Origin of the sequence: Brytella acorum, from assembly GCF_029309905.1 — a bacterium.
Classification (GTDB): domain Bacteria; phylum Pseudomonadota; class Alphaproteobacteria; order Acetobacterales; family Acetobacteraceae; genus Brytella; species Brytella acorum.
Genome location: NZ_JARBJP010000004.1, coordinates 54218 through 70494, shown reverse-complemented (window position 1 = coordinate 70494; position 16277 = coordinate 54218). Strand labels below are relative to the sequence as shown.

Genomic DNA, 16277 nt, shown 5'->3' with positions numbered 1-16277 from the left:
ATGGGAGACCCGCTGCTTTCCTTAATCGGTCTGAAACGCAACGGCTCATGCGGTTGCCACGTTCATCTCCCAAACCGCTACAAGAACTCTGCCGCCCAAAACAGCCCATGGGGCTGGACCGCCCGTCGCAGAGGTTGTTTGTTAACCGGCAACCTATCGTTCAACAGTTTCGCGAGGACCGTTATTCATCATGGCAAACATCAGTCCCCTGGCCGGAAAGCGGCTTCCCGCGTCGGATCTCGCGGATATTCCGGCTCTGATCGCTGCCTATTACGAGCGCAAGCCGGACCCAGCGGTCGCCACCCAGCGCGTATCGTTCGGCACTTCAGGTCATCGGGGCTCGCCACTCCATACGAGCTTCAACGAGAATCATATCCTGGCGATCTGCGAGGCGATCGCGCGACATCGCAAGGCTGAAGGCATTGACGGTCCGCTCTTTTTGGGGATCGACAGTCATGCCGTCTCCGCTCCGGCTCAGCGAACCGCCGTGGAGGTTCTCGCAGCTCACGGCATCGCCGTGCATATCGACCAGAATGACGGCTACACGCCGACCCCGGTCATCTCTCACGCCATTCTCACATATAACAGAGGCCGAACCGGCGGTCTGGCGGACGGCATCGTCGTAACCCCGTCGCATAATCCGCCGGTCGATGGGGGCTTCAAATACAACCCACCCAATGGCGGCCCCGCGGATACGTCCATCACCAAGGCGGTTCAGGATCTCGCCAACGGCTTTCTGATGGACGGGCTGAAAGACGTGAAACGTCTGCCGTTCGACGAGGCGATCCACCAAAGCTGCGTGACCCGCTATGATTTCGTCACGCCCTACGTGGCGGATCTGGACTCGGTCATCGACATGGCGGCCATTCGCGACGCGGGCGTCAGGATCGGGATTGATCCACTTGGCGGCGCAGCCGTCGCCTACTGGCAGCCCATCATCGACCGCTATGGCCTTGATGCGACGATCGTCAGTACGGAAGTCGATCCGCAATTCGGCTTCATGACGGCAGACTGGGATGGACAGATCCGCATGGATTGTTCGTCACCTTATGCGATGGCCCGTCTGATCAGCATGGGCCGCCAGTTCGACGTTGCCTTTGCGAATGACACGGATGCGGACCGTCACGGCATCGTCGCGCTGCCGGACGGATTGCTGAATCCGAATCATTATCTCGCCGTGGCGATCGCCTATCTTTACCGGAACCGGCCCGACTGGGGCGCTGATCTCGGCATCGGCAAGACATTGGTCAGTAGCGGCCTGATCGACCGGGTGGCGGCGGAGCTGGGGCGGAAACTGGTCGAGGTGCCCGTGGGGCTTAAATGGTTCGTGCCCGGTCTGATGGATGGTTCGCTCGGCTTTGGCGGTGAAGAAAGCGCGGGGGCGACGTTCCTGCGCCGTGACGGCACGGTCTGGACCACGGACAAGGACGGTCTCATTCTCGGGCTTCTGGCCGCAGAGATCACCGCAAAAACCGGTAAGAATCCCAGCGAGCATTACCATGAAATCGCGGCTCGACTCGGCACGCCCTATTATGCGCGGATCGACGCCGCCGCGACGCCGGAGCAGAAAGCCCAGCTGTCGAAGCTCTCGCCCGAGCAATATCCGGGCGATACTCTGGCTGGCGAGACGATCACGGCGAAGCTGACCACCGCTCCGGGCAACGGGGCTGCGATCGGCGGGCTGAAGGTGACGACGAAAGACGGCTGGTTCGCCGCGCGCCCGTCGGGCACGGAGGATGTCTATAAAATCTATGCCGAAAGTTTCAAAAGCCCCGAACATCTCAGGGAGATCCAGGACGAGGCGCAGGAAGTGATCAGCCGGGTCCTGTCGGCTTAAGCCATCGGATCAGGGGCTGTCCCTTTTTTTCCGGCTGACAGCGCGGACCGGCGGCCTTTGGCGAGCCGGGGGACCGCGCCCTTGTTTTGCTTTCTTCATGGACCAGCTTTACCCGCGCCGGTCGCAATCGTGCCGGTTCCGAATGTTGCCGGAGCCGGGAGGCGACGGACGACAGCGGCGATGCTACAAAGCGCAGAATGATCTTAACCCCGTTTTTTGGACCTTCGGCTTTCATGACGTTTGCCTGGCATCGTGACGCCCCCTCGGGCAATGGAGGGGGAAAGGGGAACGGCTCCCGCCCATCGCTGTTCGGAGGGCGTCGATCCGGCGGCCGGGGACCGGGAGGGCCGCGCTTTCGCCGCTGGCGGCAGATTCTGGCCGTCACGACCGGCGTCGTCCTGGTGGGCGTCGCGGGGACGACGCTGGTCGTCTGGCAGAAATATGATGGTCTGGCGTCCGGGCTGCCGAGCGTGGACAGTCTGCGTCATTACCAGCCGCCGACCGTCAGCCGGATCTATTCCGGCGATGACCACCTTATGGCCGAGCTGGCAGCCGAGCGGCGCATTTACGTGCCGATCACCGCGATTCCCACCCGCGTCAAGAACGCCTTCATCGCGATCGAAGACCAGCACTTCTATACGCATAAGGGCATCGACCCTCTGGCCATAGCGCGCGCGGAGATGACCAATCTGACGCGCGCCGACGGCAAGCGACCCATCGGCGCCTCGACGATCACGCAGCAGGTCGCGCGCGATATGGTGCTCGACAGCAACGAGCTGTCCATCTCCCGCAAGCTCAGGGAGATGCTCCTGGCGTTGCGGATCGAACAGACCCTTCCCAAAGACAAGATTCTCGAGATCTATCTCAACGGCATCTATCTGGGCAGCCGGGCCTATGGGGTGGCGGCCGCGGCCCAGACCTATTTCAACAAGACCCTGGACCAGCTCACCGTCGCCGAAGCCGCGACGCTCGCAGCACTGCCCAAGTCGCCCAGCAATTACGATCCGTTCCGGCATCCGGACGCCGCGACGGCGCGCCGTAATCTCGTGATCGGCCGGATGTTCGAAATCGGGGCCATCACATCCGAAGAGGAGCGCGCCGCAATGGCCGAGCCTCTCATTCCCCACAATGCGCGCCGGTTCGGTCCGCTGGCCAATTCGGAGTGGTTCGGCTCCGAAGTGCGCCGCCAGCTTATCGAGCGATATGGAGAGGACGTGGCGACCCGCAGCGGGCTGGAAGTGCATACCAGCCTTGATCCTGTTCTGCAGAACGTGGCGACCCGCGTTCTGCGTGAGGGCCTCGTCGATTATGATCGCGCCCACGAAGCCTGGCGCGGCCCGGTCGGGCATCTCGACGCTGACGTCGCGGCCGACCCTTCAAGCTGGAGCCATGCTCTGAAAACCGCGAAGGCGCCCCCCGGCCTGATCGAGCAGTGGCGTCTGGCTGTGGTGATCTCGCCCGCCAGAGCCGAGGTCGGCTGGCTTGAGGACGGCGCGCCGCAATCGGGTACGATCGTGGCGAAGGATCGCGGCTGGATGCGCTCGCATGCCGTGCGCAGCGGAGACCTCGTTCTGGTCGAACCTCAGGCGGGCGGCTCTTCCGTCGGGCTTCGACAGGTGCCGGGCATCGAAGGTGCGATCGTGACGATGGATGTGCGCACGGGGCGCGTTCTGGCCATGGTCGGCGGCTGGTCGTTCCGTGAATCGCAGTTCAACCGCGCGACGCAGGCCCTGCGTCAGCCCGGTTCGTCGTTCAAACCGTTCGTCTATCTGACGGCGATGGAGAAGGGCATTCCGCCATCGGAAAAATTTGACGATGCGCCTGTCTCCTATGGGGACTGGCACCCTCATAACTACGAGGAGGACAACTGGGGGCCGACGACCCTGCATGATGCCCTGCGTGAAAGTCGTAACCTTGTCACGATCCGGCTGGCCGCCCATCTCGGCATGAAAGCGGTCGCGGACATGGCAATTCGGGCCGGTCTGGTCGAGCAGATGCCCCATGTGCTTCCGGCGGCTCTCGGGGCCGTCGAGACGACGGTCCTGCGTGAAACCGCAGCCTATGCTTCCATTGCATCGGAGGGGCACATCGTGGTGCCGTCTCTGATCGATACGGTCCAGGACCGCGACGGACATCTGATATGGACGCCGCAGGGGCAGACGCTGACCTTGGGCACGATGATGCAGGCCCCTCCGACGCCTCCCGCTCTGGCGCCGCCCCCTCCATCGGAGCCGGTCTCGGGAGATTCGGCCAGTGGCGGCAGTGGCGGCGCCGTACCGTCGGCCGTACCTCCCGCCACGCCGGCAGAGCCCGTCGCGGGCAGTCTGGAAGTTCCGGTGGTTGCCGATAACAGGCCGCGTATCGCCAGTGACGAAAGCGCCTATCAGATCACCACGATGATGCAGGACGTCATTCGCCATGGCACGGGAACCCAGGCCGGAGAAGGCATCGATCGAGAGGTCGCGGGCAAGACCGGTACCAGTCAGGACTTTCACGATGCCTGGTTCGCAGGCTTTTCTCCCGACGTCGTGACCGTTGTCTGGGTCGGTTATGATACGCCACGTTCGCTGGGCAAGAATGAAACCGGTGGTCGCATCGCCGGACCTATGTGGAACAAGATGATGAAGGCGGTTTTCGAGGGGCGTCCGAAACTCTCCTTCCGGCAGCCCGACGGGATGGTCCTTGCCCGGTACGATACGGGTCGCATGATGGCGGTGGATGCGTTCAAGCCGGATCAGGTGCCCGGTATGAGCGTCGCGCTCAACGGCTTCGGGGCCGGGACGGAAGCCCTGACGGCGGCGGATACGGGGGCGGAGAATATTTCCGATTCGGAAACGGATATGGCCGCCGCACCAGCACCGGCAGACACTCTGTCGGCGGGCACTGGCTCGGAGACCATCGGGCCGAACGGCGTGCCGGTGGCGAAGAACGGTCAGCCAGTCAAATCGGGAGCGACGCCTCCGGCAGCGCAGACGGGTGACATCGGTGTGGGCGGACTGTACTAAGGCGTCATTCAAAAAGGAGTTTTGACATGTCGGCCGAAACCGAGGCCCTATTCGAGCAGATCAAGCAGTCGGTGGCGCTGCTGAGGAGGCATCTTTGACTGGGATGCATCCCAGGCGCGGCTAGCCGAGCTTAATCACCGAGCCGAAGACCCCGATCTGTGGAACGATGCCGATGTCGCCCAGAAGCTGATGCGCGAGCGCACGCTTCTGGCGGGGCAGGTCGAAGGCGTCCAGCAGATTGAACGTGATGCCTCCGACATGCTTGAGCTTGCCGAAATGGCGGAAGCCGAAGGCGACGAGGCCACGGTCGGCGAGGCCGTTGCCACGTTGCGCGGCCTCGCTCAGCAGGCGCATGCCCGTCAGATTGAAAGCCTTCTCTCGGGCGAAGCCGATAGCAATGACTGCTATCTCGAGGTGAATGCGGGCGCTGGCGGTACCGAAGCCCAGGACTGGGCCGAGATGCTGCTGCGTATGTATACCCGGTGGGCCGAGCAACGCGGTTATAAAGTCACGTTGATGGAGTCCAGCGAGGGCGAGCAGGCCGGTATCAAGTCGGCGACTTTGCAGGTTTCCGGGGCGAATGCGTATGGCTGGCTCAAGACGGAAGCCGGTGTGCATCGTCTCGTCCGGATTTCGCCGTTCGATGCCGCCGCGCGTCGCCAGACGTCCTTTGCCTCCGTCTGGGTCTATCCCGTGGTCGACGATACGATCGAAATCGAGGTCAATGACGGCGATCTGAAGGTCGATACTTTCCGTGCGTCCGGCGCGGGCGGCCAGCACGTCAACAAAACCGATTCGGCGATTCGCATCACGCATATGCCGACAGGCATTGTCGTGGCGTGCCAGACAGATCGTTCCCAGCATCGGAACCGCGCGACGGCCATGCAGATGCTCAAGGCGCGACTCTATGAAGCCGAGTTGCAGAAACGGGAAGCTGCCGCAGCCCAGACGGAAGCCGCGAAAACAGACATCGGCTGGGGACACCAGATCCGTTCTTACGTTCTGGCGCCCTATCAGCTGGTCAAGGATCTTCGTACGGGAGTCGAGAAAGGCAACCCCACCGCCGTGCTCGATGGAGCGCTGGATGACTTCATGTCGGCGGCTCTGGCAGAGCGCGTGGGGGCGACACGATCCGAGGCGAGTGCCAACGCACAATAAAGTATACGTTTTTTCAGATGATGATGTGCCGCATCGTCGGGGGAGCGGACGTGTCCGTCCCCTTCTTCGGCGTGCGGTGTCTGATGAAGCGATTTTATCAGAATCGTACTGTTTGATGCGCCTGTACGATATTAAATGAAAAAAAATCTGCGGCTTTGAGAACGAAGTCATTAATATTACACTTGCAGAACACCGTTCAAACGGCTCTCATGTGCGGGCGGTAAGCCTGTGTCACATCGTTACGATGACGGGTTCCGATAAAAAATGGATGCCGAAAGCGGCTTGACACCTGGGCCATAGATTTGCCCAAATCGCACAGGTGCCATGCTCTTGAGGTATGGCCTGGTCGATCGACGCGGTTCCCGTGGATGCGGGAGCGCTCTGATCCACCAGGTACAACGTATCAGCTGCGAAGCAGTTGCGTTGCGCACGCCCCACTTTTGAAAAAAAGCGGGGTACTGGACGATCGAGGGTTTTGGGAGGGTCTCATTCGATGAACTACGCCGAGCAACAGCGAAGCCCGACGAAGTACATCGTCGGCATCGCGATTGCTGTGATCTTCCATATTGTGGTGATTTATGCCCTGTTGAACGGGTTGGGGGCGGCGATCGTCCAGCATCTCCGACCGCCGATCAAGACGCAGATCATCACTGAGCCGAAGAAGCCGCCGCCGCCACCGCCGCCGCCGCCGCCGCCGCAGATGGTGACGCCGCCGCCGCCGTACATTCCGCCGCCGAAGATCCAGATCCAGCCGCCGCCGCAGAAACACGTGATCAAGCAGGTGACGCACGAGAAGCCGCCCACACCGCAGCCTCCGGCTACGGCTGAGCACATCTCGACCGAGCCGCCGTCACATCCGGGGCCGCCGAGTCCCGCTGTCGCCGATCATTCCGCGGGCGCTTCGCCGATCAACGGTGCCAAGCCGATTTTTCCGGAGGAAATGCTTGAGGAAAACCGCGAAGGCAGTGTGACGGTCGCCTGTGACATCGGCACGGACGGTCGCACTTCGAACTGCTCTGTCGTGAACTCTTCAGGCGGACATGCCTTCGTCGAAGCGGCGATGGACTTCCTGCGTCGTGCCCGATACCAGCCCGCCGTCACGAACGGTCAGCCTGTTGTCGAGCATCATCACGTCCTGCACATCAACTTCGCCCTGGGCGACGGGGACTGATCAGGCGGGGGCAGGTATCGTGTTCCTCGCAACGCGATCTGCTCTTTAAATATAACTGTCGGGCCGCCGGTGACGGAGGTTCGACCCGATTTTCAGCGGTGGTTCCGATGTTCGGGACTCAACCGATGACTTCACGGACCGTTCCGGGGTGTCCGGGGCGGTGCTGCCAGAGTCCCCTTCCGGGAGGGCTCTATCTCAGAGGATTTGGAGTTAATGACGAGACTGTTCCGCCTTCCCGCTCTCGCCGCCCCGGCCCTGGCAGTGACGCTGGCCGTAGCCCAGGCCGTCGCCATGCCGGTCGTCGCTCTCGCGCAGGAAGCCCCGACCACAGATCCGAACGCAGCGCCTGCTCAGGCTCCTGCGACGCCCGCGCCTGACGCTGCGGCCCCGGCTCCCGCGGCTCCGGCAGATGCCGCGCCGAGCTCTCCCGATGCTTCTGCTCCGGCGCCGACGCCTGCTCCCGATGCTGCCGCCCCGGCGCCCGGTGCCGATGCTCCTCCGCCGGCCGACGCTGCCGCCGCGGAGCCGGCAGAAAACCCATATGGCCTGAAAGCCCTTTGGGGTAATGGCGATGCTATTGCCCGCAGCGTTCTGGTCATCCTGGTGATCATGTCGGCTGGCACCTGGATCATCATGGTCACCAAGTTCCTCGAGCAGGCGAAGGTGTTCGCCGCTTCCAAGGAAGCAGCCAAGGTCTTCTGGACCAAGAGCAGCGTCCAGGAAGGCGCGGCGACGCTGAAGCAGTCTTCGCCGTTCCGCTATGTTGCCGAGACCGGCATCGTGGCCGCCGAGCACCATGAGGGCTCCATGCGGGACTCGATCGATCTTCACAGCTGGACAGCCATCTCCATCCAGCGCGCTGTCGATACGATCAACACGCGTCTGCAGGGCGGTCTCGCATTCCTTGGAACGGTCGGCTCGACCTCGCCGTTCGTCGGTCTGTTCGGCACGGTGTGGGGTATCTATCACGCCCTCGTCGCCATCGGCACGTCCGGTCAGGCATCGATCGACAAGGTTGCCGGTCCGGTTGGTGAATCGCTGATCATGACCGCGATCGGTCTTGCGACCGCTGTTCCGGCCGTGTTGGGTTACAACCTGCTCGTGCGTCGTAACAAGAGCGCCATGGATCGCGTTCGCAACTTCTCCGCTGACGTCCAGTCCGTCCTGATGGGCGGCTTCCGCCACGGTGCACTTCCGACCGTGCGTGGCAATGATGCGTCGGTCACCACAACCACCAGCGAGCGGATTGCGTAATCATGGGAATGAACGTCGGAGGGGGTGGAGAGGAAGACGAGGTTGTCTCGGCGATCAATACGACGCCGCTTGTCGACGTCATGCTCGTCTTGCTCATCATCTTTCTCATCACGCAGCAGGTCGCCACGCATACGGTGAAGGTGCAGCTTCCGAAAGATGCCAACCAGCCCACGCAGACGAAACTCGGCAACGTGGTTCTCGCTGTGACGGCGAACGGGCAGGCTTACTGGAACGAAGTGCCTTTGCGTGGTCATCAGGATCTTCTCGATCGTCTCGAGAAGATCGCGGTCCTGAAGCCGCAGCCCCAGATCCAGATTCGCGGCGACTCCAAAGCGCGTTACGAATCGATCGGGCGGTTGGTGGCGACATGCCAGGAAGCCGGCATCTATCATGTCGACTTCATTACTGAGCAGCCCCGCACGGCTCAGTAATCAACAGGGCGGAGCGTCGATCGGAAGCGACCGGCGGCATCCGCCTTAAAACGGCACCGACTGTTCTCGGTCGGGTCCCGCGTCACATGAAGGATGCGGGGCAGCTTTATCTCAATGTTCTCCCGTTCCCTTCTTGGGACGGTGCAGTCGCCCTTTGTTGGAGATCGCCGTCATGGGCATGAATGTCGGATCGGACAGCACGCACGAAGACGAAGGTATCGTCGATATCAACACGACGCCGCTGATCGACGTCATGCTTGTGCTGCTGATCATGCTGATCATCACCATTCCGCTGCAGACCCATTCCGTTGCTCTGGATTTGCCGCAGGGCAATCCGCCACCCTCGACGGAACAACCCAAAGTCGTGACCGTCGCAATCGATTTCGACAATTCCATCACGTGGAATGGCGAGGCGATTTCCGGCGAGCAGGATCTTCAGTCTCGTTTCATGAACGCGGCTTCTCAGGCTGACCAGCCGGAAATGCATATCCACCCAAACCGTTTGGCGAATTACAAGACTGTGGCGCATGTTCTTGCTGATGCGCAGCGGCTGGGCATTACGAAGCTGGGTATCGTCGGGCAGGATCAGTTCATGGAAGGACAGTAAGTTGGGTTTGTTCCGTAACCAACGCACCGCATTTCTCACGAGTGCGTTTCTCGCGGTTTCCGTTGCCATACCGGTCTCCCTGCCTCTCGTCGGGGTTGCCTATGCTGACGACACGCTGAGCGTTAAGGTCGGGACGCCGTTGCAGGCGGCGCAGACCGCCCTGGCGGCCAAGAATTACGGCAAGGCGATGGCCTCGGTGGATGCTGCCGACGCCGTATCCGGCAAGAGCGATTACGAGACCTATACGGTCGCGCAGATGCGGGCCGCCGTCGCAGCGCAGTCCAATGACGTGCCTGCGGCGATCAAGGCCTATGATGTCCTGATCGCGTCCTCGCGTACGCCAGGGTCCGCCAAGCTTCAGATGATGATGGCGCAGGCCAGTCTGGCATATCAGGCAAAAAACTATGCCGCGACCGTCAAGGCGACAGAAGCCTATCTGAAGGCTGCGGGTCCCAAAGCCGATCCGAAAATGCAGACCGTGCTTGTGCAGGCTTACTACCAGCAGAAGGATTTCGCGAATGCTGCAAGGGTGCAGAAGGAGCAGATCGACGCGGAGATCAAAGCGGGTCGGATTCCTTCTGAAAACCAGCTTCAGTTTCTTGTCGCCTGCTATCGTGAGTTGAAGGATGCGGACCAGCAGACCCATGCTTTTGTCCTGCTGGCGAAATATTACTCCAAGCCTGATTACTGGGCCGCTCTCATCCATAATCTGGCCGCGAACCCGAAGCTTCCCGCATCGCTTCAGTTCAACCTGCTGCGTCTGCGCGCGGCGACGGGAACACTGACGAGCCCCGATGATTACATCGATATGGCCGAGCGTGCGATGGAGGCGGGTCAGCCTCAACTGGCCGTCAATCTTCTGAACCAGGGCTTCAGCAATGGCGTTCTCGGCAAGGGTACGGGCGCGGCCAGGGAAGCGAAGCTGCGCGCGATGGCGGTAAGCCGGGCGGCGGACACCAAGGCGGCTCTGGCGGGCGATGCATCCGCTGCCGCCACCGCACCGACAGCGGGACCGGCATTGACGACCGGCTACAACATGGTGCTTGCGGGACAGGTGCCTGCGGGGCTTGCTCTCATGAAACAGGGGCTGGCGAAGAAGCCGCGCTTTCCCGATGTTGCATTGCTCGATTACGGTATGGCCCAGATGGATGGCGGTCTGAAGAAGGATGCGGCCCAGACGTTCAACACGGTCAAAAGCGATAATGGATCGCAGGATCTTGCTCAGCTTTGGGAACTGCTGATTTCACGTCCCGTTACTTCCGGTAAGTAATAGCCGTTTGTTTTTTGAATATTATGTGCGGACAGAGGGAGAAACCCTCTGTCCATCACGGCTATTTATGATGTAGACGTGAAAATAAGATGACAGAAAATTCACAGAATCCTGATCTCCCGGCCCGAATCCTGATCGTCGAAGATGATGCGGGTATGCGGACTCTTCTACAGCGTGCCCTGCAGGGCGATGGCTTCAGGGTCAGAAGCGTCGCCAGCGGGGACGAAATGTGGGAGGCGCTGTCGGTCGCACCGGTAGACCTCATCATTCTGGATGTGATGTTGCCAGGCACCAACGGCGTGGAGCTTTGCCGGTCGTTGAGGTCGGGGCAAGGGATGTCCCATCCCGGAGAGGCCCCTCTGCGTCAGACGCCGGTGATCATGGTGTCCGCCCGTGGCGAAGAGCGCGATCGCGTTCAGGGCCTCGAAATCGGCGCGGATGATTATGTCGCCAAGCCCTTCAGCCAGCGTGAACTTCTGGCACGTGTCCGTGCCGTGCTTCGGCGCGGCAACCAGCCGGTGCCCGTCGCCAGTCTCCAGCGACGTGAAACGATCCGATTCGCAGGCTGGACACTGGACCTGCGGCGCCGTGAACTGACCGACCCCACTGGCGTGGCCGTTGATATTTCAGGCGCCGAGCATGATCTTCTAACCAGCTTTCTCGATAATCCGCAGCGCGTCATCTCCCGTGACCGTCTGCTCGAACTCTCACGGACCCGGCTTGGAGATGTCTCCGATCGGAGTATCGATGTTCTTGTCAGCCGCCTCCGTAGAAAGCTGGGGCGAGACGCGGATGCGTTGATCCGCACGGTGCGTGGATTGGGCTATATTTTCGTTCCAGAAGTCGAGCGTCTCTGACCGAGACATGAGCGGTGTGAGTCCGACGACTTCCGGCGCCCGTTCCGCGGCCGGGCGCATCCGTCTCTGGCCGGTCGGACTGGTGGGACGCGTCAGCATGGTTCTGCTGGCAGCGGTCGTGATGGTCTTCCTGGCCAGCGCTCTGTTTTACGAAGAAGCCGAAACCTACATCGCCGACGATGCCCGGATCAGCCAGATCGCGGAAACGCTCAGCACGGATCTTCGGGTGATTGAAACCGCCCAGCCGTCTCAACGTCCGGTCCTGGCGATTTTGCTGTCGGATAATGAACTGGGCATCAGCTGGCATCCGGTCGGACAACCCGCGCCTCTCCGATTTTCCTATTCGCTCGGGCAGCTTCGCCAGCAGCTCGTTGCGGTCGATCCGGTTCTCGGTCGTGCCGGATTGCAGGTTTCCGCAGATCCGCATTCCGGAAGCAGCGTTTATGGCGCTCTGTCCCTGCGGGACGGCAGTCGTCTCGAATTTACGGCGCGCGATGTCATCGGCCGACGTCATGTCACCCGAGGTCTGGCCTCCGCCGCCATCACGGCAGGGGCCGTCGCGATCGCCGCCGCGATGCTGGTGCGTGCCCTCAGTACGCCGCTGCGTGCCCTGGCTGCTGTAGCGGATGCCGTCGGACAGGCGGGCAGCTGGGTGCCGCTGGAAGAACGGGGGCCGCGAGAGGTGCGTGGTCTGGCGCGAGCGATCAACGCCATGCAAGTTCGTATCCAGCGGTTGATCAACGATCGTACCGAAGTTCTCGCGGCGGTCTCGCACGATCTTCGCACACCCTTGGCGCGGCTGCGACTTCGCGCCGGGTTCCTGGCCGATCCCGAAGCCCAGATGGCCATAGAATCCGACGTCGACGAGATGGAAGCCATGGTGAATGGCGTTCTGGCTTATCTCGCGGGCGATCTCGATCCCGAGCCGACCCGGATGATGGATCTGTCCGCGACGCTCATGACGTTGCTCGAATCCCAAAGTGATCGTGGACGTGTAACGGGTTACGACGGGCCGGATCGGTGTCAGATGACCGCGCGTCCGCTGGCCACCAAACGTATTTTCGCCAACCTGATCGATAATGCCTGCAATTATGGCGGTGACGCCCATGTCACGCTGCGTCGCGACCATGACCGCGTGACGGTCATGGTCGATGACAGCGGGCCGGGGATTCCGGAACATGAGCGGGAACGCGTACTGGCGGCGTTCTATCGTCTGGAAGGCTCACGCTCGCGCGCGACGGGCGGGCTGGGACTGGGTCTGGCCATCGTGAAGCGCGAGGTGGAGCGGGCGAATGGCACGATAGAGCTGGCGCGCGCTCCGCAGGGCGGCCTTCGCGCGCGCATCACTCTTCCCGTATCTGAGACCGCATCGGTACTCTAAGGGCTTGCGGAAACGTGTTCCATGCCTCATGTCAGGCCGGAATGATCGTCTGGTAATCATCGTTAGTATCGAGAGAGTCCATGTTCATCGAAACCGAGGACACCCCCAATCCCTCCACGCTGAAGTTCCTGCCGGGGCGGGATGTGATGGGCCACCGCGGAACAGCGGATTTCGCCGACCTTGCGGCGGCTGAGCGGCGCTCGCCCCTGGCCGTCGCCCTGTTCGGCCTTCCGGGTGTGAGCGGCGTGTTTCTTGGCGGCGAGTTCGTGTCGGTGACCAAGTCGGCGGATGCGGACTGGCCAGAGCTCAAGCCGATGGTTCTCGGGGTTCTCACGGACCACCTGATCGCAGGCAGGCCTGTGATCGAAGGCGTTCACATGGAGGATGCCGAGGATACGCTGCCCGAAGATGAAGCTGTCGTGGCGCAGATCCGCGAGCTTCTCGATTCCCGCGTTCGGCCAGCCGTGGCGGGGGACGGCGGAGATATCGTGTTCCGTGGCTATCGTGACGGTATCGTGCGCCTGAGCATGCAGGGCGCCTGCTCCGGATGTCCGTCATCGCGGGCGACGCTCAAGCATGGTGTGGAAAACATGCTCAAGCATTACGTGCCCGAGGTCGTGGCGGTCGAGCAGGTCGAGGACTGAGATTTGTCGGACATGACGGATCATGTGTCGGCCGCTGCGGCGGACATGACGATCGGGGCCGAGGCGCTGGACCGTCTCTTTCGGGAGGCTCATACGCCCAGGAGCTTCGATGGGCGTCCCGTGTCTCATGCCATCATCGAGCAGCTTTACGATCTCGTGAAACTCGGCCCGACATCCGGAAACTGTACCCCGGCCCGCTTTCTTTTTCTGACGACGGAAGATGCGCGCGCGCGCCTCAAAAATGCGGTAACTCCCGCGAATGCCGCCCTCTGCGCGGCGGCGCCCGTGGTGGTCGTCGTCTGTTATGATCCACTGTTTTTCGAGCATCTTCCGCGCCTTAATTCCGAACCCGCGCTGCGCGACTGGTTTGCGGCTGATGTCGGTCTTTCGGAAGAGACGGCCTTCCGTAACGGCACCCTGCAAGGCGGCTATCTGATTCTCGCGGCGCGTGCGCTCGGCCTTGCCGCTGCGCCGATGTCAGGTTTCGACGCATTTGCGGTCGAAGACAATCTGTTGGCCGATACGGGTTGGAGAGCCAACTTTCTCGTGGCCCTCGGTTATGCGGACGAGCCGTCTGCGCCAGTTCGTGCGCCTCGCCTTTCTTTCGACGAAGCATGTCTCTGCCTCTGAACCCGGCGTTGAGCCGCCGCGTGGTCGTCCTCAACGGGGCGGCAGCGGGCGAAAACACCTCAGGTTTCGTGGCTGCGCTTGAAGACGGACGTGTCGTGGCCGAGCGTCGCATGTCGGGGCGCGGGGCGGCCGAGCGTCTGGCGATATTCGTAAACGAAATGCTCGATGAAGCGGGCTGGCGTGATAAACCTGACGCCGTCGTCGCTGTCGTTGGCCCGGGATCTTTCACGGGTTTGCGCGCTTCCCTCGCCCTCGCGCAGGGGCTGGCCATGGGATATGGTGTTCGAGGTCTCGGTGTGACGGCCGGAGATGCCCAGAGGGCGATGCCGGGTCTGTCCCGTGCGATGTGCGTGAGTGTGGCGCGCCGGAATCGCTGTTTCGTGGATGACGGCGTCCACCCGATCCGGGCTTCGGCACCGGCCGATATCGTCGTGCCGCCGTCCGTTCCGGCGGTAACGGGCGATGCGCTTGCATGGCTGTCGGACGCGCAGACGGGCGGCGCGCGGCGCGTGGCCTATGAAGAGCCGGCGGCGGAGGCGATCTGGAAGGCGGCTTGCGCCGGACCGGTCCATCCGCTCGAGCCGATCTATGTGGATCCGCCGGAAGCGAAGCTTCCGCAGCAGGGCTTGCGACCCGCGCCTGTCGGATGACTCCCCCGGCGCGATCGATCGTGTCGATGGGCACGCCGGGCGCAGCGATCCTGGCTCATATTCATGCCGAAGCATTTGCTGGTGGCGAGATCTGGGACGAGGACGCGATCCGCACGCTTCTGGAAACCGGGGGCGTCGAGGCGCTGGTCGTCCTGGACGAGGCGGACCCCGTGGGATTCATTCTGTATCGCAGGGTTCTGGACGAAGCCGAGATTCTGACGCTGGCCGTGCGACCGGAGGGCCGTCGGGCGGGAGCAGGACATGCGCTTGTGAAATCGGCTGCGGCGCGGCTGCTCGACAGCGGTGTCGGCCGTGCTTTTCTGGAAGTGGCGGTGACGAACACTGCGGCGCGCGCGCTCTACGAGCGTTGCAGGTTTCTGCCCTGCGGCACGCGCCGTCGTTATTACGCCGATGGCGGCGACGCGCTCGTCCTTGCCTGTGATTTACGGATAACCAGCCGGTAAAGATCGGATGCCCGGCTGAGGGTTTCATCCAGAACGATCTGATGTCCCAGAGCGCGGACCGCTGACGCGACATTGTGATGAGGCTCGTCCCCCGTCAGTGTCACGCCGAGTATGGCACCGCCAGGAAGCCGGTCCAGTGCAAGGCGGACATGGACTGTCGTCATCGGACAGACCTCTCCGGTGATATCGAGTTCGGTATCCGTGGCGATGGCTCCAGTCATGATTTCATCATTTCCTCACTTGAGCGGCAGTTAAAGATTTCATATCGTTCCGTTTAAGCATTGTGGGAAATAGAGCGACATGACCGATACAACTGACCAGACGCTGGTGCAGAAATTAACGGCACAAATCATCGCGGCCTATGTGAAAAACAATAGCGTTTCTGAACAGGATCTTGGGGATCTCATCGGAAAGGTAAAAGAGGCTTTTGTTTCTCTCGCCAGTCCTCCGGTGCCGGTGGCGGACGAGAAGCCTACTCCCGCCGTGCACCCCAAAAAATCAGTTTTCCCCGATTATATTATCTGCCTCGAAGATGGGAAGAAGCTCAAGCTCCTGCGCCGTCATCTCAAATCGGCTTATGGGCTGACGCCACAGGCCTATAGGGAACGCTGGGGCCTTCCGACGGAATATCCCATGGTGGCACCGAACTACGCCAAGCACCGATCCTCCCTGGCGCACAAGATCGGTCTGGGGCATCGCCGCGGTAGTGACGATTCCTGAGTTTCGGACCGTGTTCCCGATCAGGCTGTCAGCGGCTTTTCATGAAAGACCGCTGACGCTTTGAGTGGCAGGTCGCTCGGACATTCTTCTATGATCGGGCATCAGGGAGGGACTCGCGTTTGAGGCTGCAAGCACAACCTGTGCAGGATCGTGAGCCGGTCCCACTGGCCATGCGTCCCGTTTTCCGCTAGGCGATAG

Annotated in this window: 16 protein-coding genes; 15 read left to right on the top strand and 1 reads right to left on the bottom strand. The window is 61.8% G+C overall.

Going from position 1 to position 16277, the window contains the following annotated elements:
* Positions 1–190 precede the first annotated feature (190 nt).
* From pgm to rimI, 14 genes are all read left to right on the top strand, one after another.
* Entirely contained in the window at positions 191–1837 is a 1647-nt protein-coding gene (pgm, locus tag PWM43_RS08655) for a phosphoglucomutase (alpha-D-glucose-1,6-bisphosphate-dependent) (RefSeq protein ID WP_289842096.1), read from the top strand.
* A 233-nt stretch (positions 1838–2070) separates the two neighbouring features.
* Complete coding sequence (locus PWM43_RS08650; RefSeq protein ID WP_289842095.1) at positions 2071–4842, top strand: penicillin-binding protein 1A; 2772 nt, start codon at positions 2071–2073, stop codon at positions 4840–4842.
* Between the two features lie 26 nt (positions 4843–4868).
* Positions 4869–6000, top strand: a protein-coding gene (gene prfB, locus PWM43_RS08645; RefSeq protein WP_289842094.1) for a peptide chain release factor 2 whose coding sequence is annotated in 2 segments (ribosomal slippage) — positions 4869–4937 and positions 4939–6000 — 1131 coding nt in all. Because the reading frame shifts where the segments join, the coding sequence is not laid out codon by codon here.
* A gap of 493 nt (positions 6001–6493) precedes the next feature.
* Positions 6494–7171, top strand: a complete 678-nt coding sequence (locus PWM43_RS08640) for an energy transducer TonB (protein ID WP_289842093.1) — start codon at positions 6494–6496, stop codon at positions 7169–7171.
* A 213-nt stretch (positions 7172–7384) separates the two neighbouring features.
* Positions 7385–8425, top strand: a complete 1041-nt coding sequence (locus PWM43_RS08635; protein WP_289842092.1) for a MotA/TolQ/ExbB proton channel family protein — start codon at positions 7385–7387, stop codon at positions 8423–8425.
* 2 nt (positions 8426–8427) lie between these two features.
* A complete protein-coding gene (locus PWM43_RS08630) occupies positions 8428–8856 on the top strand; it encodes an ExbD/TolR family protein (RefSeq protein WP_289842091.1) in 429 nt (142 codons plus the stop codon).
* Between the two features lie 172 nt (positions 8857–9028).
* Positions 9029–9463 (top strand): ExbD/TolR family protein, encoded by a 435-nt coding sequence (locus PWM43_RS08625; protein ID WP_289842271.1) that lies wholly within the window; start codon positions 9029–9031, stop codon positions 9461–9463.
* Positions 9464–9470: 7 nt separating this feature from the next.
* The gene (locus PWM43_RS08620; protein ID WP_289842090.1) at positions 9471–10733 is read left to right on the top strand and encodes a hypothetical protein; all 1263 of its coding nucleotides are present in this window, start codon (positions 9471–9473) and stop codon (positions 10731–10733) included.
* A gap of 89 nt (positions 10734–10822) precedes the next feature.
* Entirely contained in the window at positions 10823–11590 is a 768-nt protein-coding gene (locus tag PWM43_RS08615) for a response regulator (RefSeq protein ID WP_289842089.1), read from the top strand.
* Between the two features lie 7 nt (positions 11591–11597).
* A complete protein-coding gene (locus PWM43_RS08610; protein WP_289842088.1) occupies positions 11598–12971 on the top strand; it encodes an ATP-binding protein in 1374 nt (457 codons plus the stop codon).
* Between the two features lie 80 nt (positions 12972–13051).
* The gene (locus PWM43_RS08605; protein ID WP_289842087.1) at positions 13052–13615 is read left to right on the top strand and encodes a NifU family protein; all 564 of its coding nucleotides are present in this window, start codon (positions 13052–13054) and stop codon (positions 13613–13615) included.
* 45 nt (positions 13616–13660) lie between these two features.
* A complete protein-coding gene (locus PWM43_RS08600; RefSeq protein ID WP_289842270.1) occupies positions 13661–14245 on the top strand; it encodes a malonic semialdehyde reductase in 585 nt (194 codons plus the stop codon).
* Positions 14230–14895, top strand: coding sequence for a tRNA (adenosine(37)-N6)-threonylcarbamoyltransferase complex dimerization subunit type 1 TsaB (gene tsaB / locus PWM43_RS08595; RefSeq protein WP_289842086.1), 666 nt, complete (start codon positions 14230–14232; stop codon positions 14893–14895). The genes PWM43_RS08600 and tsaB overlap by 16 nt, the downstream gene beginning before the upstream one ends.
* 26 nt (positions 14896–14921) lie before the next feature.
* Positions 14922–15359, top strand: coding sequence for a ribosomal protein S18-alanine N-acetyltransferase (gene rimI / locus PWM43_RS08590; protein ID WP_289842269.1), 438 nt, complete (start codon positions 14922–14924; stop codon positions 15357–15359).
* On the opposite strand, the gene PWM43_RS08585 is transcribed toward rimI, so the two are convergent.
* The gene (locus PWM43_RS08585) at positions 15299–15580 is read right to left on the bottom strand and encodes a sulfurtransferase TusA family protein (RefSeq protein ID WP_289842085.1); all 282 of its coding nucleotides are present in this window, start codon (positions 15578–15580) and stop codon (positions 15299–15301) included. The two genes, rimI and PWM43_RS08585, sit on opposite strands and share 61 nt — an antisense overlap.
* A gap of 79 nt (positions 15581–15659) precedes the next feature.
* Between PWM43_RS08585 and PWM43_RS08580 the strand changes: the two genes are divergently transcribed.
* Entirely contained in the window at positions 15660–16079 is a 420-nt protein-coding gene (locus PWM43_RS08580) for a MucR family transcriptional regulator (protein WP_289842084.1), read from the top strand.
* The last annotated feature ends 198 nt before the right edge of the window (positions 16080–16277 follow it).